The 22,645-nt window shown below is 35.4% G+C and carries 14 protein-coding genes, 1 tRNA gene and 2 pseudogenes; 7 read left to right on the plus strand and 10 right to left on the minus strand.

What is annotated here, in order from left to right:
- The first annotated feature begins 68 nt into the window (after positions 1–68).
- Together ppdK and ACFIJJ_RS01415 are read left to right on the plus strand one after the other, a co-directional pair.
- A complete protein-coding gene (ppdK, locus tag ACFIJJ_RS01410) occupies positions 69–2,735 on the plus strand; it encodes a pyruvate, phosphate dikinase (RefSeq protein ID WP_375645722.1) in 2,667 nt (888 codons plus the stop codon).
- Positions 2,736–3,406: 671 nt separating this feature from the next.
- Positions 3,407–4,372 (plus strand): annotated as a pseudogene (locus ACFIJJ_RS01415) (integrase); the annotation flags it as partial.
- Between the two features lie 140 nt (positions 4,373–4,512).
- On the opposite strand, the gene ACFIJJ_RS01420 reads toward ACFIJJ_RS01415, so the two are convergent.
- Entirely contained in the window at positions 4,513–5,352 is an 840-nt protein-coding gene (locus ACFIJJ_RS01420) for a peptidoglycan-binding domain-containing protein (RefSeq protein ID WP_375622336.1), read from the minus strand.
- Positions 5,353–6,372: 1,020 nt separating this feature from the next.
- Here ACFIJJ_RS01420 and ACFIJJ_RS01425 point away from each other — a divergent pair.
- A pseudogene (locus tag ACFIJJ_RS01425) lies at positions 6,373–6,748 on the plus strand (DUF5330 domain-containing protein).
- Between the two features lie 108 nt (positions 6,749–6,856).
- Entirely contained in the window at positions 6,857–7,267 is a 411-nt protein-coding gene (locus ACFIJJ_RS01430; RefSeq protein ID WP_375622290.1) for a SufE family protein, read from the plus strand.
- Positions 7,268–7,365: 98 nt separating this feature from the next.
- Here ACFIJJ_RS01430 and ACFIJJ_RS01435 read toward each other — a convergent pair whose 3' ends face one another.
- Positions 7,366–7,803, minus strand: coding sequence for a MucR family transcriptional regulator (locus ACFIJJ_RS01435; RefSeq protein WP_012754848.1), 438 nt, complete (start codon positions 7,801–7,803; stop codon positions 7,366–7,368).
- Between the two features lie 855 nt (positions 7,804–8,658).
- Here ACFIJJ_RS01435 and ACFIJJ_RS01440 point away from each other — a divergent pair.
- Complete coding sequence (locus ACFIJJ_RS01440; RefSeq protein WP_375645724.1) at positions 8,659–10,752, plus strand: S9 family peptidase; 2,094 nt, start codon at positions 8,659–8,661, stop codon at positions 10,750–10,752.
- 83 nt (positions 10,753–10,835) lie between these two features.
- Here the strand turns inward: ACFIJJ_RS01440 and ACFIJJ_RS01445 are convergent, their stop codons facing one another.
- Positions 10,836–11,438: a superoxide dismutase gene (locus ACFIJJ_RS01445; RefSeq protein WP_375622288.1), complete on the minus strand. Its 603-nt coding sequence runs from the start codon at positions 11,436–11,438 to the stop codon at positions 10,836–10,838.
- Positions 11,439–12,313: 875 nt separating this feature from the next.
- Between ACFIJJ_RS01445 and ACFIJJ_RS01450 the strand changes: the two genes are divergently transcribed.
- Positions 12,314–12,388: transfer RNA gene (locus tag ACFIJJ_RS01450), tRNA-Gln, on the plus strand.
- 232 nt (positions 12,389–12,620) lie between these two features.
- Here ACFIJJ_RS01450 and ACFIJJ_RS01455 read toward each other — a convergent pair.
- From ACFIJJ_RS01455 to ACFIJJ_RS01465, 3 genes are read right to left on the minus strand one after another with little or no spacing between them, the layout of a single operon-like run.
- The gene (locus ACFIJJ_RS01455; protein ID WP_375645725.1) at positions 12,621–13,085 is read right to left on the minus strand and encodes a toxin-activating lysine-acyltransferase; all 465 of its coding nucleotides are present in this window, start codon (positions 13,083–13,085) and stop codon (positions 12,621–12,623) included.
- Complete coding sequence (locus ACFIJJ_RS01460; RefSeq protein WP_273791620.1) at positions 13,085–14,410, minus strand: HlyD family type I secretion periplasmic adaptor subunit; 1,326 nt, start codon at positions 14,408–14,410, stop codon at positions 13,085–13,087. The genes ACFIJJ_RS01455 and ACFIJJ_RS01460 overlap by 1 nt, the downstream gene beginning before the upstream one ends.
- A complete protein-coding gene (locus ACFIJJ_RS01465; RefSeq protein ID WP_375645727.1) occupies positions 14,400–16,067 on the minus strand; it encodes a peptidase domain-containing ABC transporter in 1,668 nt (555 codons plus the stop codon). The genes ACFIJJ_RS01460 and ACFIJJ_RS01465 overlap by 11 nt, the downstream gene beginning before the upstream one ends.
- A 253-nt stretch (positions 16,068–16,320) precedes the next feature.
- Between ACFIJJ_RS01465 and ACFIJJ_RS01470 the strand changes: the two genes are divergently transcribed.
- Entirely contained in the window at positions 16,321–16,611 is a 291-nt protein-coding gene (locus tag ACFIJJ_RS01470; RefSeq protein ID WP_375645728.1) for a hypothetical protein, read from the plus strand.
- 1,142 nt (positions 16,612–17,753) lie between these two features.
- On the opposite strand, the gene ACFIJJ_RS01475 is transcribed toward ACFIJJ_RS01470, so the two are convergent.
- The 4 genes from ACFIJJ_RS01475 to ACFIJJ_RS01490 all read right to left on the minus strand — a co-directional run bounded on the left by ACFIJJ_RS01475 (position 17,754) and on the right by ACFIJJ_RS01490 (position 22,370).
- The gene (locus ACFIJJ_RS01475) at positions 17,754–18,539 is read right to left on the minus strand and encodes a DUF1499 domain-containing protein (protein WP_375645729.1); all 786 of its coding nucleotides are present in this window, start codon (positions 18,537–18,539) and stop codon (positions 17,754–17,756) included.
- 534 nt (positions 18,540–19,073) lie between these two features.
- Entirely contained in the window at positions 19,074–19,613 is a 540-nt protein-coding gene (locus tag ACFIJJ_RS01480; protein ID WP_375645731.1) for a hypothetical protein, read from the minus strand.
- Positions 19,606–20,202 (minus strand): DUF1214 domain-containing protein, encoded by a 597-nt coding sequence (locus ACFIJJ_RS01485; protein WP_375645732.1) that lies wholly within the window; start codon positions 20,200–20,202, stop codon positions 19,606–19,608. Before ACFIJJ_RS01485 ends, ACFIJJ_RS01480 begins: the two co-directional genes overlap by 8 nt.
- A gap of 17 nt (positions 20,203–20,219) precedes the next feature.
- Positions 20,220–22,370, minus strand: a complete 2,151-nt coding sequence (locus ACFIJJ_RS01490) for a transglycosylase domain-containing protein (protein WP_375645733.1) — start codon at positions 22,368–22,370, stop codon at positions 20,220–20,222.
- Between the last annotated feature and the right edge of the window lie 275 nt (positions 22,371–22,645).

Consider the following 22,645-nt stretch of genomic DNA (forward strand, 5'->3'; position numbering starts at 1 on the left):
CAAATCATTGCTTTTAAGTGAGCCTAGGTTGAATAATGTTTTGATGCTGATATGGGAGGATTTGTACAGTGAAAAAATGGGTTTATAGTTTTGGAGATGGAAAGGCGGAAGGAAGTGCAAGTGAGCGTAACCTTCTCGGAGGTAAAGGGGCTAATTTGGCAGAAATGAGTAATCTTGGTTTGCCCGTACCACCCGGATTTACGCTGACAACAGAAGTTTGTAATTTTTATTATGCCCATGACAAATCATATCCAGAAGAGCTCCAGGAATCTGTTAAGCAAGCACTAAGACGCGTTGCTGAACAAACAGGACGTGAATTTGGGAATAAACAAAGACCACTTTTACTGTCTGTTCGTTCAGGGGCTAGGGCTTCTATGCCAGGGATGATGGATACAGTGCTGAACCTTGGCATGAATGATGAAACTGTAAAAGCAATTGCTTTACAAGCCAATAATGAACGTTTTGCTTATGATAGTTATCGGCGTTTTATCCAAATGTATTCTAACGTTGTTTTGGGGCTAGACCATTCGTATTTTGAAGAGCTTCTTGATGAAGCAAAAGCATGCAATGGTTACACTGTTGATACAGAAATGACAGCAGATGATTGGAAAAATGTTATTACTTCTTATAAAGCCTATGTTGAAGAAAAATTAGGAACCCCTTTTCCACAAGATCCTGAACAACAGTTATGGGGGGCGATTGGAGCCGTTTTTTCAAGTTGGATGACGGCACGCGCAGTTACTTATCGCCGTTTACATAGCATTCCTGAAAGTTGGGGAACGGCAGTTAATGTGCAAGCTATGGTTTTTGGTAACATGGGAGAAGATTCGGCAACAGGTGTTGCTTTTACACGCAATCCATCGACAGGGAAAAAAGAACTTTATGGTGAATTTTTAGTTAATGCGCAAGGGGAAGATGTTGTGGCGGGCATTCGAACGCCTCAAAATATTACAGAAAATGCGCGTATTGTTGCTGGTTCAAATAAGCCGTCTTTGGAAAAAATCATGCCTGAGGCTTTTTTGAAATTATGTCAGATTGCGCAGAAGCTTGAGCAGCATTATCGGGATATGCAAGATCTCGAATTTACTATTGAAAAAGGTAAATTATGGATGCTGCAGACTCGTTCAGGGAAGCGCACGGCTCGTGCAGCTCTCAAGATGGCAATTGAAATGGTTGAGGAGGGGTTAATAAGCCGTGAAGAGGCTGTAATGCGTGTTGATGCAAAATCACTTGACCAACTTTTACATCCAACACTTGATCCCAAAGCAGAACGTTTTGTTATAGGACGTGGTTTACCGGCTTCTCCTGGAGCAGCAACGGGTGAAATTGTTTTTACTTCAGAAGAGGCAGAAACTGCGTCAGCAGAAGGTCGCAAAGTTATTTTGGTCCGTGTAGAAACAAGCCCAGAAGACATTCATGGTATGCATGCAGCAGAAGGAATTTTAACAACGCGTGGAGGTATGACAAGCCACGCTGCTGTTGTTGCGCGGGGGATGGGAAAGCCATGTATTTCTGGTGCTGGCAGTATGCGGATTGATTATAACACAAATACGCTGTTTGCTTCAGGAGAAAGCTTTAAAAAAGGCGAGGTTATCACGATTGATGGTGGAAGTGGAGAAATTTTAAAGGGAAAAGTTGCAATGTTGCAGCCTAAGCTTTGCGGAGACTTTGCAAAATTAATGGAATGGGCTGATGAGATGCGGCGTATAAGAGTTCGCGCCAATGCTGAGACACCATCTGATGCTCGTATGGGGCGTTCTTTGGGGGCTGAAGGTATTGGTCTTTGCCGTACAGAGCATATGTTTTTTTCTGGTGAACGTATTATAGCCATGCGTGAAATGATTTTAAGTCATGATGAAAGTGGTCGTCGTAAAGCATTAGATAAGCTTTTGCCAATGCAGCGTTCAGACTTTGCTGAATTATTTGAAATTATGTGTGGTTTGCCTGTTACCATTCGCTTGTTAGATCCTCCACTCCATGAATTTCTACCAAAAACTGATGCAGAAATTCTTGATGTTGCAACAGCTATGGGAGTTTCTGCTGAAATGCTTGTTGAACGTGCGCAACAGTTGCACGAATTTAATCCTATGCTTGGATTACGAGGATGCCGTTTAGCTATTACTTATCCTGAAATTGCTGAAATGCAAGCGCGGGCAATTTTTGAAGCAGCAGCAGAAGCGGCTCAAAAATCTGGCTCTCCTGTTATGCTTGAAATTATGGTACCACTTATTGCACTTAAATCTGAACTCGATTTTATAAAAACGCGTATTGATCAGGTAGCTGAGGAAGTGATGAAAGAAAAGGGAACCATCATTCAATATATGGTTGGAACAATGATTGAGCTTCCAAGGGCAGCGCTTCGAGCAGATGAAATTGCTGAAACTGCGGAATTTTTTTCATTTGGAACAAACGATTTGACACAAACAACTTTTGGAATTTCCCGTGATGATGCTGCTCCTTTTTTGGCAACCTATTTTCAAAAAGGACTTTTAGAGCTAGATCCTTTCGTATCTATTGATCGTGATGGGGTAGGAGAACTTATTACCATTGCAGCACAGCGTGGACGCTCAAAGCGCGCAAAAATAAAATTGGGCATTTGTGGTGAACATGGAGGCGATCCTGCCTCTATTGCTTTTTGTGAAGAAAATAACCTAGATTATGTTTCATGTTCTCCTTTTCGGGTACCAATTGCTCGTTTAGCAGCAGCTCAGTCCGCAATAGCAAAAAGGATGTAATGGGTTAATATTTTTTTGTTGTATAGTTATTACTGAAATGAATTTTTATATATTCTTTTATTTCCTTCATGAAAGAAAATAAAAGCCCTTCTAGGGATGCTCTATAAGTTATATCACGCGAGAAAGTATATTTTTGAAAGGTTTATGAGAGGAAATATAAAGCAAGATAGAACAAAGTGTATTATTAATATATTTTCAGTATTGAAGGGACTCTTAAATTAGAAAGCAGCGTGCTATTGTGCAGTTAATTCACGCGTTTTTTTAATAGGGGTATGGATTTCTCACGAAAAACAGAACACCCCAAACAAATGCATTTGTTTTGCACATTTATGCGCTGTTTTGAAGAAACATTTTTCAGTGCAAAACCCATTTCACGTCGGTATTTGTGTAATGGAATTATGTAAAACGCTCCGTAAATTTATAAAATCTGTCCTTCAGAGTTTATAAAATTCACTGTGCGCTACCATCTTTACACTTATGAAGGAATATCATAATTACTCAATATATTGATTTATAATGATAAATTTAAATTCTTATCTTGAATGAGAGCCTGAATATCATAAGATTCTCTCATTTCAAATTTATTCCATGTTGAATCAGTCAAATTCATTTGTTTTCACATAAGTAATATTAGCGTATGGGGGAAAAACATTAAAGAAAAGGCTTAAATAATGCCTATAATAAACCGTCTCACGTGCCAAGAGCTAGCACAACATTAGAGGCAAAGTGTGTGATGGTCCCGGCTTGCTCCTTCATAAGCATCAAGATGGTAGTGCACAGTAAGCTTATCATTATACCATTCACGCACATCATTGTGAAATAGGTTTGGATGCCTTGAGAGATGTTTCTTTAAAGAAAGCACGTGAATGTGCAACTCAAGTATATTTTGTTTGGGGCGTTCTGTTTTACATGAGAGGATGTGACTTCATTAAAGAACGTGAGAAACAAAAGCGGAAGCAATGCGCGTCATCTCCATTATCTAAAAGACATTGCTTTAGATGCTTTTGAAAGCCGTAAAGCAGAATTAAGAGGAAATGGTAAAGGTAAGAAGTGGTTTCTACTTTTAAAACTTCATATTTTCCCCAAATTAGACAGCCTCTTCGTTTCAGAGATTAGGCAAACAGAGATACGCAATACCTTTGCTCCATCTGGTATACCAAAAGCTGCAACAGCAGAAAAAGTACTGAACCACCTTAATATTTGTTTCAAACATACTGCAGCGTTAGGTTTTTATGTTGATTTACAGGCGACAACAAAAGCACGCGCTTTCTCAGGCAAAAAACTTCATAAAATGCAAAATAGATTAGCAATGGATTGGAAAGATTTTCCCGCTTTTTGTCTAGACACTCAGTAAAACGATAAAAATGATACATTTGGTTTTGCTTTTGCTTATCCTTACAGGTGTTCGCACAAATTCTTTGTATTATATATGTGAAGATCAGATTGATGGGGATATTTGGGCTATCCTTGCTCGAGAATATGAAAAGAAGGCGTGATTCTACAACAGAATTTCGCGTGTCCTTATCATCTAAAGCATTGGAAATTTTAAAATAAGTGCGTTTGCTTTCTCGCAATGGTTTCTTTTTTCTGCTAGAGGTCACGATCCCTTTGCTATAAATTGTATGGCTCAATATGTAATGTGCAAGAAGACAGCTCTGATTAATTTAATATAAGAGAGCTTGAGATGAAGGAATATTTTCGTATTCGGGAGAGGGCATTCAACAAGCAAATTATCATTATAAATTAAGAAATTTTTTGATAATATTAATGATTATCTTCAATTTAATAGACCAATTTCACGCATTTTTATTAAAATTGTGTGATTAATTTTACCAGTTACAGGAAGATCAAACATTTGTTGAAACTGTTTTAAGGCTTCTATCGTCTTTTGATCTTCTATTCCTGTGACAATAACCTCTTCATGACCAAAGATATGTAAAGCTTTTTGTACCCGTATAATATCTTCAACAGAAGGCTCTAAAACAGCTTCTTTTGAGTGTGTTATATTTCTTTTTGTTTTATTTTCCATTTCTATTTCGCTCTGCTTAATTAATAGCGCAATTTCATCTGTTGTAGAATTGGGTAAAACATTATTTTGCATTTTCTGAGCAGCTTGTTGTTTCCATAGAGTGATCGCACGGCGTATTTTAGGTCCTTCTAGTCCATCTAATGGTCCATCATAAAGTCCTAATTTTGCTAATTCTTTTTGCTTTTCCAGCATGCTTGCTGATTGAGAGGATAAAGGTGAATTTGTGTGGTTATGACTTTGAGAATGTACAGAAGTTACACGAGAGAGTTCTTGTGATCTTGCTTCTTTTTTGGATAAAGTAGAGCTCTTCCCTATACTTTGAGCGGAAGAAAACTTCATTTGAGTGAAAATACCTTGATGTGTTGTCATTTGCGAAAATAAAGCATTAAATGAAACAAATAAAAAACTAATAGTAAAAAGAATAGATCCAACAAAAAATAAAGTATTTTTTTGTGTATAAAAATAAATACTTTTGATACTCCAAAAAATGAAACGAAAAATTATAAGAAAAAGTGTGATAACGATACTACTAGAGTATTTACGGTGTTTTACAGTTTTTTTTCGGGGCGTCTTTCGTTTTGTTGTCATCATTTTTATTTTCAGTTGCGTTTATGTTTCACAAAGAAACGAATGCAAATTAGTTCTTACTTTTCGCTAGAGAGAAATGCATTTACATTATTGTTTTTTCCTTTCAAACTCCTAGAATAAGCAGCTTCATTCTATCAATGTATAAGTTGATCAATCAACAAGAGCTCTTATCAATTTTTATTAATTTCAGATTTTACAAATCTTTAATATGTATAAAGAGAACATCAAATGATTAACATTCAAGATCATTTTAGTGTTTGCAAACTGCATTATCACATATAATCATCTCAATAATAATATCACGTTATTCTTCATTTTGGGCGCAGATGTTTGCCTATTATTTAAAAACAAGTTAGAGATTATTCTTCTATAACGTTAAAAAGATAAGAGTCATTATATTCTTTACAATTTACATATATAGGGTTACTTTTCTGTAAACGGTTTGGTGAGAATACTGGTCTCTTAAGGTTATTATATTTTAGTGTAGCTACTTTTATATCAATTAAATTGATTTACAATGTTATAAAAAAACTTGCCTTGAGATCTGGAGATGGAGTTATAAGAGATGAAACAATTGTTTGATCTTTTGATCGACATATTGATCATGTTGATGATGTGCTATTAAAAATTTTATAGATAATGTAAATATTTTATCACTATTAAAGTCAGAATAACAGAATTTTACTCTTTTTAGCTTTTTCAACTAAGCTAAGATGGTGAATTGTTATTTAAAATAAGTATGTACACAACATGATTATATCTCTCATTTTTTACCATAGTATGTTCATTAACATGATCAGCCTGTAAGTGTATAATTTTGATATTAATTTTTTACTGAATAGACAATGTATACTATTTTATACAGAGGAATTGTGTCATATTTATAAAAAAGCCAATTATATAGATCCAATACATGAATACTCAATTTTATAAAAAACACATTTTATAAATTGTTTATAAAGCAACAGTGTATAAAATGCTTCTTTTATTGTATTTACCACTGCCGTACATTGATTGTCCATGATACGTTTTTTAATCAAATTATCATTTCTTTTATTTTTTATTTTTGTCATTATTTCATTTTTTGTAGCAGATCCAAGCAGTAACCATTCTTCTAGCCCCAAAAATAATGAGACAACAACGAGCGATGTGATTATTGCTTTTAAGGAAGCCTTAAATGACTTAGGCGCATTTTGTGACCGTAATATAAAAACCTGCAAAGTAGGAAAATCCTTTTTAAGTTCACTTGGCGAGCGCGCATATTACGGTGCAAGAGCTGCTTATGAATATTTAGGGAACATATTAGGGAACAAAAATAATATCAGAGGCTTCCCCTAATGTTTCTTACAAAATAGAAATACAAGAGTTCTTACGAAACCATAAAATGTTATCTTGAAATAAGGATTTTTAATGTTCTTCGTGTTATTTATGTTAGGAAGAATAAATATTGATTTTTTATAAGTGTATTCAAGAATGATTATTCAAACGAAACAGGACTAAAATAATGGCGGAAACAATCGGTAATATTATAGAAAATTTTTCGCTTTTGGATAATTGGGAAGATCGTTATCGTTATGTCATCGAGCTTGGCTATGAATTGCCACCTTTTCCGGAAAACGCTCGAAATGATGCTCACAAAGTTCCTGGTTGTGTTAGCCAAGTGTGGCTATTATCTTCACGTAATAACTCAGAAGATCCAATATTGACGTTTCAAGGTGATTCCGATGCTCATATTGTGCGTGGACTCATTTATATACTTCTTGCTTTTTATTCAGGCAAAAAAGCTTCTGAAATTCGCAATTCTGATGCTCAAGAGCTTTTTGAAAAACTTGGTTTAAATGAAAATCTTACACCACAACGATCAAATGGTCTGAAATCAATGATTAAACGGATTCGTAACGAAAGCTATATGTAATTCCCTTGGTAGAAATTGCTATATATACAAAAGCTTCACACAAAACATGTATACTAAAATCAAATTTATATATGAAACCATTTTTTCGCAAAATAAGATTATTTAGTTTTTTTCCGTTTGCTTTTGCGTCCAAGCCCCATTTCTTTGGCCAAAGCCGATCGTGTTTTTGCATAATTAGGCGCCACCATAGGATAAGAACTATCTAACTGCCATTTTTCACGATATTCCTCTGGCAACATTCCATAATGTGTCATGAGATGACGCTTTAGAGATTTAAACTTCTTTCCATCTTCAAGGCAAATGAGATAATCAGGAAATACTGAACGCTTTGGATTAACGGCAGGCCTTTGTTTTTCAACTTCGACTTCTGTTAACTCTAGATTCCCTGCTTTACGAAAAGCAGCATGGACATCAGCAATTAAACTTGGCACTTCAGTCGGTCGAATAGAATTATTACTCACGTAGGCAGCAACAATATCAGCAACCAATGTAATAACTAAATTGCTTTCAGTCTCTAAGACTGCACGATGTTCCATTCTTGTTTCCTTTAATTTAAATTGAGTAATTCAAAATCGAGATATAGTGCATATACTCATGATATAAAGATCTCATGCACATGAGTTTCATATTGTACAAAAATCTTTTTTGTCAATTCAATTATTCTATAAAATTGCCAAAACACAAAAAAATCAAATAAATACCTACTTTTTGTCATAATATACAATAAGAAAAACGAAATTATTACATGCTAAAATATATTTTTAGCCTATAACATATCATACATAATATATAATACATCACAAATATAAAAAAATATAGGATAAAATTTATTTATTTTTTTTAGAATGTAAAAATAAAATTACTAATTACAAAAAATATAATATATAAATTATTATTTTTTGTTTTGAATACTTATAATTTGGTATGTTTATTTTTAATAAGTTTTAAATTTATTTTATTATTTATATTTATTAAATTTAATAACAGAAAATATAGTATATTATAATTATGACATAATATCATTATTTATAATATAAAACTCTTCATTAAAACGACATGGAATGTTTTTGTTTTTTTGTGTATTAATAATAATACTTTATATATATTTACTCATTTCTGTAAAATTATGCGATTATACTGTTTCAAAAAAAATCAAATCTTTTTCTCATAGTTTAATTGTTTTATCAGTCACGTTCATTATAAAAGTGGTATTATATTCCTAGAAAACAATAGCTGTGGTATATAATGAACAGAAAGGTATTCGTTTTAAAAAATTATCATGGCGCTACTTTTGCAAGTGAATAGAACTTATAGATTTTTACACTTGCATCAATAATTGTGATTCTAACATATAAACGAAGCTGTTAACATATTTTAATATAGGATTGTGTATGACTCGCACTTTTGCAATTCCTCCCAAAGCATCTAGAATCACTCATAAAGAAATATATCATGGTATTTTTCGTGATGATCCCTATCATTGGTTACGTGCGTCTAACTGGCAAGATGTTTTTAAAAATCCTAACTGTCTTGATCCCAATATTCGACATTATCTTGAAAAAGAAAATGCTTATCAATCAGCTCAAATGGCTGATACAAAACCATTACGAGATTTGCTTTTTACCGAAATGAAAAACAGGATCCAAGAGAATGATAGTTCTGTTCCTATAAAACATGGTGCTTTTGCTTACGGATTCTCTTATGTTACCGGAGGCCAACAACCACATTATTTTCGGACACCAAGGAATGGCGGAGAAAAAAACGTGTACCTTAATGGTGATGTCCTAGCAGAAGGCAAAGAATATTTCAAATTTGGTTCAGTTCAAGAATCTCCTGACCATACACATGTGGTATGGACCTATGATGACAAAGGATCAGAATTCTATACAGCTAAAATTCGTAATTTTGAGACATTGTCTGATTGTATGGACACAATTACTGATACATCTGGTCAAATTGTATGGGATGCTAGATCTGAAGGTTTTTTCTATACTAAGATGGATAAAAACCACCGACCTTCAGAGCTCTATTATCATCAATTAAACACAGATCAATCACAAGATAAGCTTATTTTTCGTGAAGACAATCCAGGTTTTTTCTTAGATGTAAGCGGTTCTAAGCTTCATGATGTTATTTATATTAATATTCATGATCATGAAACATCCGAGATCTGGTTAATTCCAGCTGAGGCGCCTTTTACTGTTCCAAAATGTGTACGGAAACGACAAAAAGGTATTGAATATTCACTTACAGAGGGTGGTGATGTCTTTTATATTTTGACCAATTTAGATAATGCAAAAGATTTCAAAATTATGGTAGCGCCATATACATCTCCACAATCAGAAAATTGGTCTGAGTTTGTCCCACATCAGCTTGGGTGCCTAATATTATCCCATGATGCTTATCAAGATTTTCTTGTCTGGATTGAACGTTTTGAGGGGCTTCCACGTATAAAAGTAATGGAACGTACCACTAAACAAGTTAATTCTATTGCTTTTACTGAAGAGGCTTATTCTTTAGGTCTGCAAGGAGTTGCAGAATATAACAGTCCAACTATTCGTTTTTCTTATTCGTCTATGACAACACCTGATCAAGTGTTTGATTATGAGATGAAGAGTTGTAAACGAATGCTTTTAAAAACGCAAATAATTCCCTCTGGGCATAATAAAGATGCATATGTAACACGACGTATTACAGCAATAGCAGATGATGGTGAGAAGATTCCTATTTCACTTTTTTACCACAAAAACACTCCCCTTGACGGTGGTGCGCCTTGTCTGCTTTACGGTTATGGTGCTTATGGGATCTCTATTCCTGCCAGTTTCAATAGTAATGTACTTTCTCTAGTGAACAGAGGTTTTATTTATGCCATTGCTCATATTCGCGGAGGAAAAGAAAAGGGAGTAGAATGGTATGAGAAAGGAAAACATCTCTTTAAGCACAATACATTTACAGATTTTATTGCTTGTGGGCGTTACCTTGTAAACAATAAATTTACTTCTCACGACCGGCTGATTGCTCATGGTGGTTCAGCAGGGGGGATGTTGATGGGAGCTATTGCCAATATAGCTCCACAGGATTTTGCTGGGATCGTAGCGAATGTGCCTTTTGTTGATGTTTTAGCGACAATGTTAGATGCTTCATTGCCACTCACACCTCCAGAATGGGCCGAATGGGGGAATCCTCTTGAATCAGAAGAAGATTATAAGCTTATTGCTTCCTATTCCCCCTACGATAATGTCAAAGCTCAAAACTATCCCCCTATACTTGTGATGGCAGGATTAACAGATCCTCGTGTAACTTACTGGGAGCCTGCAAAATGGGTGGCAAAATTACGAGACCTAAAAACAGACGATAATGCAGTTTTATTACGTATTAATATGGATTCAGGGCACGCTGGTGCAGCTGGACGTTTTTCAAAGCTAGAAGAAGTTGCCTATATCTATGCATATATTCTAAAGATAGCAGGAAAAGACTTTTGCTAATCCATAGATACCTCTGTATGAAAGTCTCCGATAATTTATTGGATTATAGAGACTTTCATACACTAAAAAATTATTGAGACAGTTTAAAATTCACATTCTTCATAAAGTTTCAAAACATAGTCCCAATTAATTAAATGGTCTACAAAGGATTCGAGGTACTTCGGTCGAGCATTGCGATAATCAATGTAATAGGAATGTTCCCACACATCGACACCCAAAATAGGGCGAGCATTGTGCACTAAGGGATTTTCACCATTAGGTGTTTTCATAATTTCAAGCTTTCCATCTTTAACAGCAACCCACGCCCATCCAGCACCAAATTGGGCACCAGCAGCAGCAATAAAATCAGCGCGGAATTTATCGTAACCACCTAGATCAGCGTCAATAGCTTTTGCTAACTTTTCAGGAAGTTTTTGACCACCACCATCTTTTTTCATCCAAAGCCAAAAATGGTTATGATTGTAATACTGTGCTGCATTATTAAACAAACCAATATTTTTTCCAAAACTTTTTTTAACAATATCTTCAAGGCTTTCATTTTCTAAGCCTAACTCTTTCACAAAATTATTGGTATTGGTAAGATAAGCAAGGTGATGCTTATCATGATGATATTCAAGCGTTTCGCGTGACATATAAGGCGAAAGGGCATCGTAATCATAAGGCAACGGGGGCAATTCAAAAGCCATTTAAAAATCTCCTCGATTCTAATTGTTAAGCTTATTTCATAAGCCTAATTTGCCATTTACCGAATTTAAAAGCAAATGTTGAATACCTAGTTTGTATGAAATAGTTTTAATGTCTCTCTTTTTGTAAAAGAAGCTTTTAGGAAATGTATATTCATCAATCAAAAAGGGTATTGGTCTACATAAAGATTGCTTCTGAAGGTTTCTTCCATCTATGAGCGGGTAAAAAATATCATTATCTTTTGAATAAAAAGTAAATGGAAATAGCTATTATTCCTTATTTTTGTATCTCTATTTTTTCAAATGCCATATAAAATGTTTTTAATTTTTGCAAAACTCTTTTAGAGTACTAGTGTATCATAATGTTTTCAAAAGAATATTAAGTGTTATTTTTTAGGAAATATTTTTCAATGTGCTTGATTTCATTTTATGGTGCTACCCATGAATAATATAATGTAAAAACTAGAGGACGTTATCATCTTTACGCTTAATGCAAGAGCACAGCAGCACTATCATACACTTACCGGTCGCCAATGTGGTGACAGCTTTTTTCTTAAATTGAGCAAGATGGGATTCTAATATATCAAGAAAAGTAAATCATATGCAAATTTATTAGATACATGAGTAAACCGCAAGATTTTCATTTTCTGTTCCTAGAAAATCAATACAAAGAGCAAAATAATTGATGGATAAATGGTTCCTGCTTATGTTAAAATCACAACTGTATATCAGTTTCTGCTACGAATTTGTATCGATGGCAATGCCATACAAGACTCAGAAATTTTATGATAAAAAAGTAAAGTCTTTGATTTTCAGATATTGCGTCCAATCACAGGAATCGCTATAAGGTGCAAGAGTCGCTATAAAGCGTGTTTTTTTGGGGTATAGCCAAGCGGTAAGGCACCGGTTTTTGGTACCGGCATTCCCTGGTTCGAATCCAGGTACCCCAGCCAATTCTAGTGGAATTAGTTAATCAAAGTTCAGCTTGAGAGTGGATTAGCCCCCTTAACCTCTGTTGCTATTCATAGCAAGTCTGGTAAGTTGAAAAGCACCTATTTGTAGCGGGTTAGCTCTAAATATGGTAAAGTTTTCTTTTACTATAGCTATCGCTTAAAGAGCTCTTTTAAAAGATTCTTTTCTATAAGACGAGGGGTAAATGATTTATGCGCACTTGCTTTAGAAAAACTATTTGGCTGGATTTTTTGCTCTATAGCAACACCAGCGTGCAATTTTTCGTATTCCACCATCTTCATTACGCCGAACAGCGTAGCAATAATGCTGATTAGGAAACACATGCCGCTGCATGTCACGTACCATACCAGCAGCATGTCCATAGGGTGCCACACAATCAATAAACCACATATATTCTCCGCCTTGCCAATTCGCATCGGACAAAAGCTCTCCCTTTTCAAGCATAGATTGATGATTTTTCTCATCTAAAAAAGCCCAAGTGATAAAGGCACAAAATTCTCCACGTTCATTTTTATAGAGTTTATATTGCCCAGTCTGTAAGGCGGGTCCTATGTTGCGTTCAATATCCCAGATTCGCCAGCGGCGGTATAAGGGAGATGTAAGCATTAAAACAACCATGGCACCCAAAGCCGTAAGAGGATTTATGAGTGGTGGTGATGGATTTTCATTTACAGACATCATCTTTCCTTTAGAGATTGTTCTAAAATTTTGGTGATAGGTTCAAAGAAATAAGAAATGAGACGTCGTTTTGAGGTAATGACATCCGTTGTTACAGTCATGCCAGGGATAAATTTAAGTTGTTTGTTATTCAAAGTGATGTGATCTTGGTCAATTTTGATTAAAACAGCGTAGACACCATTAATTTCTTTATTATAGCGCGCTGTAGCGCCTACATTAACGACTGTACCGTGGATAACACCGAAACGTTCAGGAGGAAAGGCAGAAAACTTGATGTAAGCACGTTGGCCCTTTTCTAAAAAACCAATATCTCGATTATCAAAAAATGCTTCAATAATGAGACCACCCGCACCAGGGACAATGCGCATGAGAGTTTTACCAGCCTCTACAAAGCCGCCCAAAGTATGGATACTTAAATCATCGATACGTCCATCAACAGGTGCATAGAGTGATAAGTGGTCAAGATGGTATTGAGTGCTATCAAGCTTTGCTTTTAATCCTTGAAGATTCAGTTCTGTTTCACGCGAAAGTTGCCGATAGCGGGCGATTTCATCGGAAATGAGACTTTTCCGTTGTTGGCGGAGGGTGTTTATTTCGGCGGCATTTTCTTCCAAACGTCTTTGATTGGTTAAAATTTCATGCTCGACATTTTTAAAATCATGTAAACGCTCTAAATAAACGGCTTGGCTAATGACTTTTGTTTCCATTAGGCTTTTTGCAGCCTTTAATTTTCCTTGGCTTAATTGACGATCATCTTCCAACCTATCTAATTGCGCATGTTGTGTTGCACCGCTGCGCTCGACGCGGTCCGCTTGTGCTTTTAGCGCTCTTAATTTATCTTGGAGAGATTGAAGGGTAGCGCTAATGAGTTTTTCCCCTTCTATTCTTGCAGTCTGATTGCCAGAAGGAGGAACTGGCAGATAGGCAAGCCCTTTGGTCACAAAATCTTTATCCAAAGGATCACTTTCGTGCAAAGCTGTTAAAATAGCTGTTGCGATTTGTGCTTGAAGGGTTTGTTGCGCGATATCTGCTTGAACACGTGCGCACTCATTGAGGGCTTCACGAGGATCTAATTGAATAAGGAGATCACCTTGATGAACAAATTGCCCTTCTTTTACAAGGATTTTCTCAATGCGTCCTGTATTTTGCGCTTGGACCAGCTGAACGTAAGCGGTGGGAATAACACTTCCTTGCCCCCGTGCAACAATCTCTGTTTTTGCGATAAAGCTGCCGATCACAATAAAGAGAAATAAAGCAATTAAAACAGCAACAACCATATGAAGAGTTGGTGACAAAGGGCGCAAATAGGGAGCTTTATCTGCCATTTTTTGCCTCCAAATCAGTAAAGTTTAAGACGGTTGCATACTGAGGGAAGAGATCACGTTTGTGGGTAATAACAAGAACAATACGATCTTGTGAAAGTTTATATAAATGCTCAACAATTTGTGCACTGACAGTGTCATCCAATGCAGAAGTAGGTTCATCCAAAATAAGAAGGCTTGGATTTATCAGAAAGAAACAAGCCAAAGCCAAGCGTTGGCGCTGACCACCTGATAAAAAACCACCTTGCTCTCCTACTTGAGTATTGAGTCCTAGAGGCAACTGAGCAATCAAATCATGGCAAGCACTAACATATAGTGCAGAGTCGATTTCATCTTTAGTGGCATCTGGTTTAGCAAGAAGCATATTCTCAAGAATGGTTCCGGAAAAAAGGCAAGGATTTTGGGGAAAATACGCGATTGTGTCACGCACGCTACGGACATCAAAATTCTGTAAAGGTTGGGCGTTAATCAATATCTTTCCGCTTGTTGGGGGGTAGAGTCCACAAAGGAGCTTCGCCAAGGTTGTTTTTCCGCACCCTGAAGGACCAAGTAACATAATTGGTTGCCCAGGTTGTAAACAGACATCAAGATGATTGATAATGGACTTATCTCCATAAGAAAAACAGAGATCGTTGGCTTCAAGATGAGGAGGAGCGCTGAGTTGAAGAGGCGGCTTTTCTTCTTCCCATTCTGAAGGGGAGTTAAGAATATCGCCCAAACGAAGACGAGAGATTTTCAAATGCTGCCATTCTTCCCATAGGGATGCAAGGCTTAAGATAGGACCAGAAACATTTCCAGCGAGGAGATGAAAGGCAATAAGTTGCCCTAGCGTAATCTGGTTTTGAAGAACTGCCTGAGCACCAAAAAAGATAATAAAAATAGTGAAAAGATCACCAAAAATATGGCTCATGGCTCCATTGAGAAGATGCAATTTACTGGTTGTAAGGCTTTGATCTAAACTACGGGCTAAAGTTTCTTGCATGCGTATTGTATGGGCTGGCTCCTTTACATGCGCTTTAATGGCTTCAAGATTGGTAAAACTTTCAATAAGGCGCGATTGATGGGCAGCTTGCAGAGTGAAAGCACGGCGTAATTGGCGGCGCAAGAAGGGACCGACCAACGCTAAAGAGCCCATTTGCAAGGGTAAAATGATAAGGACAATGAAGGTCAGTTTCGGACTAATGGAAAAGAGTGCCGCAAGATAAATGATTGCGAACAGAACATTTAGCACAGTGGTGGCGATGGTTCCTGTTAGAAACCCGCGAATTGTATCAACCTCTCCGATTCGCGTGAACAGTTCCCCCACTTGCCAAGTGCGTAAAATAGGCAAGGAAAGGCTTAACACATGGGTGTAAATGCGCCGTCCAAATTCTAGCGTAAGCCGATTGGCTAAATAAGCTCCTAAGTAGCCTGATAGAGTGCTAAGAGCCGTGCTAAACAACATAATAGCAACCATCAAGACAACGATAGCATAGAGACTTTCAATACGCTGAAAAGGGAGAATACGGTCGATAATCGCTTGAAAAATAAAAGGATTCACCAAGCCAAGTAAGCGCAAAACGACAGCAACGCAACTAAGTTCGATGACATAATAGATATATTTCTTTGTTGTTCTTGTAAACCAAGAGAATGATACTAGTTTTTCCTGTGAATGACTCATTTGAATTTATGATTTTGTTTAAGAGAAAGAGCGATTGATGTCGCATATTTAAACAGTATTGTAAATAGTATTATATTCACACAAAATATACATTTTGTGTGAATGCAATATAAACATAATGTATTTATTGTTTATACAGTATTTTTATTGTTATTTATACAAATTATATTTGACATTTGCTAAAATGAACAATAATGAATTTTCCACTGTATCGTTGTGATACAGTTATTTTTAACAATAAAAGAGGTTTTATATGTTTCGTTCATTTGGTTCTAGTTTTTCTAATGGTTGGTCTCATGTTTCATCAATGAATTTTTCAAGCAGTGGATCACGACCTGGGTGTACTGTTGGAGATTATCTCTCAGCAGGATTTTCAATGGGACATAGGGGACATGATATGGGAGTGGTAATTGGTGGAGTTATGGGGTGGTCAGTTGGAGGACCAATAGGCGCTTTGGAAGGTCTATCATTAGGAGGAGGAGTTGGCTCTACAGTAGGATTTGGTACAGGTTTGGGATATACAGGCTATGAATGTTATCGCTAATATAAAAATTAGCAGATATTTCTAAAATGAACAAGCTTGTAGGCATAATTATGTGTCTACAAACTTGACAGGAAGGTTTAGGTGCATAATTTTACAAAATTATATATTTAATTTGGATTTTTTTTATGAATGAGCTTATTAGTATTATTGTAGAATTATTATTTTCTATAGGTGCTTTATTTATATTTTTCTATACATTGTTTTCATATTATAAATCTAAAGGTTATAGTAAAAAAGAAATTTGGAAAAAAATTTTGTTAAGAATATTTTTGTTCTTTATATTATTTTCTATGATATTTTTTATTTATATACGTTATTTCTATGAACAATGATTATTCATCATTAATTTATAATTATAGATTAATTTGGAAATTTTATTTGTTATCTATATTTTTAATATATTTTATGAATTGTTTTTTGCATTTTTTGTTTAATTATATTTATTTAAATTGTATTATGTATCTAAGGTATGTAATGAAAAAAATATTAAAATTAAATCATTAATTAAGAATAAATTCGTTTTTTATATTATTTTAAATTATTAAGTTTTATATGATATAATATATATTAATGTTTATTGTTTTTATATATTTTTAATTTGGATTTTTTATGAGTGATATTATTCGTATTATTGCAGAATTATTATCTTCTACATGTTTTTTCTTTATATTTTTCTATGCAATGTTTTTACAGTATAAATTTAAAGGTTATAGTAACAAAGAAATTGTGAAAAAAATGTTTTTAAGCACATTTTTGTTCATTATATTTGTTATATTACTTTCTATAACAGTTTTTATTTGTATACGTTATTTATATGAAAAATGATTATTTATTATCTTTATATAATAATGTTTTTTATATGAGTTTTATAATAATTTATTTAATATTAAACTTTAAAAAATATTTACTGATTACAGTTATACAGAGACTTTAATATTATTATCAATATTTCTGTTTTTTATTTCCTATTTTTTTAATCTTTTTCATTATTTCAAGAATGGTTAGGTTTGAGAATATTATCCTTTTGTATAAGAATTTTTAGTTTATAGCTTTTGAAAAGTGATTGTTTGCTTATGTATCATGTTTATTGAAAAATAAGCAATTTTTGTGAAATAAAGTGTCTTCTCTCTCGCTCTTGATCGTTATTCATCGTCTTGTGAAAGAGGAAGGGAAGCGATTTCCGTATCAAGGGCATCCATAAAATCGATAATAAAAGCAGCATTTGTCCCCAAATCTCTTGGCAAATAACGAGAAGCAGAACGCATATCAACAAAAGTTGTATCCCCTTCATCAGTTAAGCGTATCACGATATCCGAAATAAACCCAAGGTAAAAAGTTTTAGCTCTCGTTTCAATATAAAGCGCATTTTCTTCACCTTTAAACTCTCGTTGAGCCACAACAGGCCAATCATAGGCTGCTAAAACATTGAGAACAGATTCGCGAATACGGTCAGGTGAACCATCATAACGGCGCCCCGATATTTCTGGCCATTGTGACATCTGTAATGTTGCTTGTTCAGTCAAAACACTTTTGAGCGGTAAAGCATCGCTGGGACGTATTGTGCGAAAAAAAGCCGGCGGGCTTTGTGTATCGGTAGAAATATCGTAAAGAGCCGGTAAGGTAAACCAAAGTCCAAAAAAGAGCATCAATGGTGTAGTCGTTATTACCGAATAAATGATCCCTTTTAAAGCTTTCATTCCCCCTAGGGCTCCATAGACCCATAAGCTGTAAAGTGCTTTTAAAGCAAGAAAAAGAGAAATAATCACACAGCCAGTAGAGATTCCGATCAAAATTATGAAGTCGGTTACGTTAATGACGGAAAAACGTTGTAAAATGACTGAAAATAATAAAACAAAGAACGACAATCCACCAAATCGAGGGGACCATACTGCTGCTCTTGAAATGAACCGAACATATCTCTTCTTCATGAAGTTTTTCCCCTCAATTGTAAACTATAAGCCAAGTTTTTTCAGAGTGCATATCTTACAAAAAGCTTATGCTCATAAAACAAAAATAAAGCACTTATTTTTGAGGTCAAGGATGCATAATGTCTTATAAGTCTCCAGCGATTATTTTTGCACTTCATTGAAGGTAATCAGTATTTCTTCTATAGTTTATCATGTCATTGATGCGAATTTTATGGGAATGTTTGTAAATAAAAAGAAATAAACTCAAATAACAAGTTTTACGGTTGTTAGCAGCATATTTTTCTAGAACTTTACTCTTGATTTTCTCTTCTGATTGCTGGGAGTTTTTTCTGTCAGATAATGCGTAATCAAATAGGATATGATGATGTGCAATAGAGATTTCATTCTATCTCAATAAAAAATTGAGGGATTTATAATCAGATAAATCTGAATTCGAAGATTCAATTAATAGAGAAAAAAGATAACCATTTTGATAGGCTTCATGTATTTTGTATAGAAAGTAAGGTATTGTACAAATGAGAGGTTACTCCGTTTTTATTCATAAAATATGCGGCAGGTCGCAGATGAAAGAAAAGCTTCATTTTCTTTTTTTGCAAGTGAAGAAGGGGCAAAAATACGTAAAATGACAAAACCTTCATTCAAATTTTTAGCAACCAAAACTGAATTGGCATTTTTTTTAGGTTTTGATTTTTTGAGTTCTATGATTTGTATTGGTTTTCCAATAATAAGATCGAGTGTATTATCAGGGGCTGTTCGGTCATTAAGGCTATAGAAAATAATTCCTTTGTGTGTGTAGGCTGCTAGTGACCAAAATTGTCGTGTTTTCAAAGCTTTTAAATGAACAGGTCCATTTTCAAGATTAAATCTGCAGACTTTAAGAAGAAAGAGTGGATCAGCAGATTGTTGAATAGGATTATCGGGAGTAAAAGCAACAAATTGATAAGGGGCTCCGGATTTTTTAAGTGCTGTCCATATATTATTTTGTGCCCAATAGGGGATCAGAAAGAGAACGCAAATATGAACGATAATAGCGCCAATGATTGCAAGAAGTGCGATATAAATGAATCTAGTCACAATTTATTTGTCCTGATGGGATTTGTTCTATTGATGGCATTGTAAGCTTTTGTAATGCCGTTGCAGAGATGATTGAGGTATCGTATAAGGTAAGAATAAGCCCGAATTCTTTTTGACTAACTGTTGCAAGCCAATTGCCGGCTTGCGGTGTAGGTGAAATATTGATGCGCAATGAGCCATCATGCTCATAAATAATAGCGTTCGTGTGGAGTTCAAAAGGTATTTCTTTGGATGAAGTATAGGGTTTTAGGGATTTGTCAGCTGTATAAAGGGTGAAAAGACGAGTTTCAGGGATGGTGCCTTTGAGCCAATAATGACAGTGAGGATGAAGTGGACGCCCTTGGTTATCTTGCCAAATCTGGAATTGAATACCTTCAGTTCGTCCGAGTGAAACAATGCCTCGTTTAGCGGTGTGGGCGCGGGTATAAGGATCCATATTAGCGGTTCCCACCTGTGGATAAGCACTCCATTTTCCAATTCTAAAGAGTCCAAAATGATGAAAGGAATTGAGCACATAATTGACACTCAGTGTTCCACATAAAATGGAAAAAGCGAAGATAAAAAAGAAAATGGTGATATTAAAAAACATCAGTGAATATCTTGAATTCAAAATGTTGAATCTCCAGTTGTTTTCATTTTCAAAGAAATTGCAGATAGTTTTTTCAGATCTTTGTTAATCAATCGTACGATATTTAATGTTTCAGGAGAAAGCGTAGAGGGTATGGGAGGAGGAACTTCAGAATCTGCATGGGAAGAAAGTACTAGGGGCTGATAAGGAAGGAGAGAATCTTTAACACCATAGAGCTGTTTGAGCATGATATTTTGATGTGCAGCAAGCATGATGCTATGCCATATCATGGCAGGGACTCCACCCCCAAAAGCACGATTCATCGGTGAAAAGTTATCATTTCCCATCCATACCGCTCCAGTATAATTGCCAGTAAAGCCAACAAACCAAGCATCACGATAGGATTGTGATGTTCCAGTTTTCCCAGCGACAAGAGTCATGGGCAGAGCAGCACGCTTACCAGACCCTCGTGTTGTGACACCCACCATCATTTGGTTCATATAAGCAGCTGATTGTTCACTCAGAACTCGGTGTAGTTTTTTTCCGTTATGTTCGAAATCCCATACCACATGCCCATCAATTGTTCTGATTTGCGTAAACCCATGACGATTACCCGCTATTCCTCCATTGGCAAAGACATTAAAACCTGTAGCTTGATCCATGGGGGTCATGTTGGAAGTGCCAAGAACCATCGTTTTGTGTGATAAAATATGCGCGTTAATCCCCATATTCTTGATGAGATCTATGATAGGTTGGGTATCGCGGTGAAGATATTGATAGGTGAGATACACAGGGACTGTATTAATAGAAAAAGCTAAAGCTGTTGCTAAATCAATTTTCCCCAAATAACGGCCAGAATTATTTTTGGGTGTCCAACCTCCCCAATTGATAGGAGCATCTAGAACGATTGTTGAGGGAGACAGTCCATGTTCCATTGCGGCTGCGTAAACATAAGGTTTGAATGAAGAACCAGGTTGTCGACCGCCTTGTGTTGCTCTGTTAAATTGACTCTTTTTATAATCTAGTCCTCCAACAATTGCACATACGGCACCATTATTATCGAGTATAACGGTGGCAGCTTGTGTTACACGATATTGTTGACCATATTGATGTAAATGATAAGCAATAGATTCTTCTGCTGCTTTTTGAATATTCGGATCAAGGGTTGTTTGAATAATTAAATTATGACTTAGAAATTGATTACGCATTTTTTTGACTTCTTCGAATGCCCAATCAAGAAAATAATCAGCCTGATTATTTTCTATGTGGGGAAGCGCCCTAGCAGGGTGGCGATGCGCATTGATAATCTGGCTCTTCGTCATAAAGCCACTATTAACAAGATTAGACAGGACAACATTGGCACGTGTTTGAGCTGCAAAGAGATGACTATGAGGAGCATATTTTGTTGGAGCTTTAAAGAGTCCTGCTAACATAGCAGATTCACTTAAAGAGACATGACGTATGTTTTTTCCAAAATAAAATTTTGCCGCTGCGGCAATACCAAAATTGTTTCCTCCCATATAGGCTCGGTCAAGGTAAAGTTGTAAAATCTGCTTTTTGCTAAAATTTGCTTCTAGCCAAAGAGCAAGATAAGCTTCTTTAATTTTACGTGTTATCGTTCTCTCATTTGTTAAGAATAAATTTTTAGCCAATTGTTGTGTGAGAGTTGAACCACCTTGAACCACACTTTTAGCTTGCATGTTTTGTGAAATTGCCCGTGTAAGCCCCTGAAAATCAATGCCCCAATGATTGAAAAAATGACGGTCTTCTGTGGCGAGAACCGCTTTAATAACAGTGTCTGGCATTTCTTCAACGGGGACAGAAATAGCCGGCATTGCACCGCGGTGCCCAATTGGATTTCCATAGCGATCGAGAAAAAGAATGGAAAAGTTTTTAGGAAAAGACCAATCTGTTTTGGTCACTTCAAAAACAGAAATGCCCAAAATAGTGAAAAGAGTAAATCCCATCAACCCTAATGTCAGTATTTCATCGAGAACTTCAACGATAAAACGTTTCCATCCTTGAAGATGAAAATTTTGTGAGACGATTTTTGCCTTTTTCCAGAAAAAACTGTTAGCAGAACGAATGTGATAAAGCGCTGTGTCTAATCGTGCGTCTAATTCAATGAGAGCAGGACTGTGAAATGGCTTACGATGTTGCCCTTTCTTTTTTTTAAAAAAATCAAACATTTAAAGAGAGCCTATGGCAAAGCAATACAACCAAACAAATATACAATAATTATATGGAGTAGAAGTATTTTTTTTCTATAGTTCTAACAGAGAAAGAATTTGTTTTAGAATTATTCATTTTTTGTAAGATAGTATATTAAGATTTTATTATTTTATTGAATAAATTTTATTTTCATTATTAAAAATATTTTTTTGATTTTTTAAAAATTTGGAGTAATGTTAATATGTTCTTCTGTAAGATAGAGGATAAATTGTTTCCATTTGTGATTTTTTAA

This window comes from Bartonella sp. TT29SHDZB (assembly GCF_042193395.1).
GTDB lineage: Bacteria > Pseudomonadota > Alphaproteobacteria > Rhizobiales > Rhizobiaceae > Bartonella.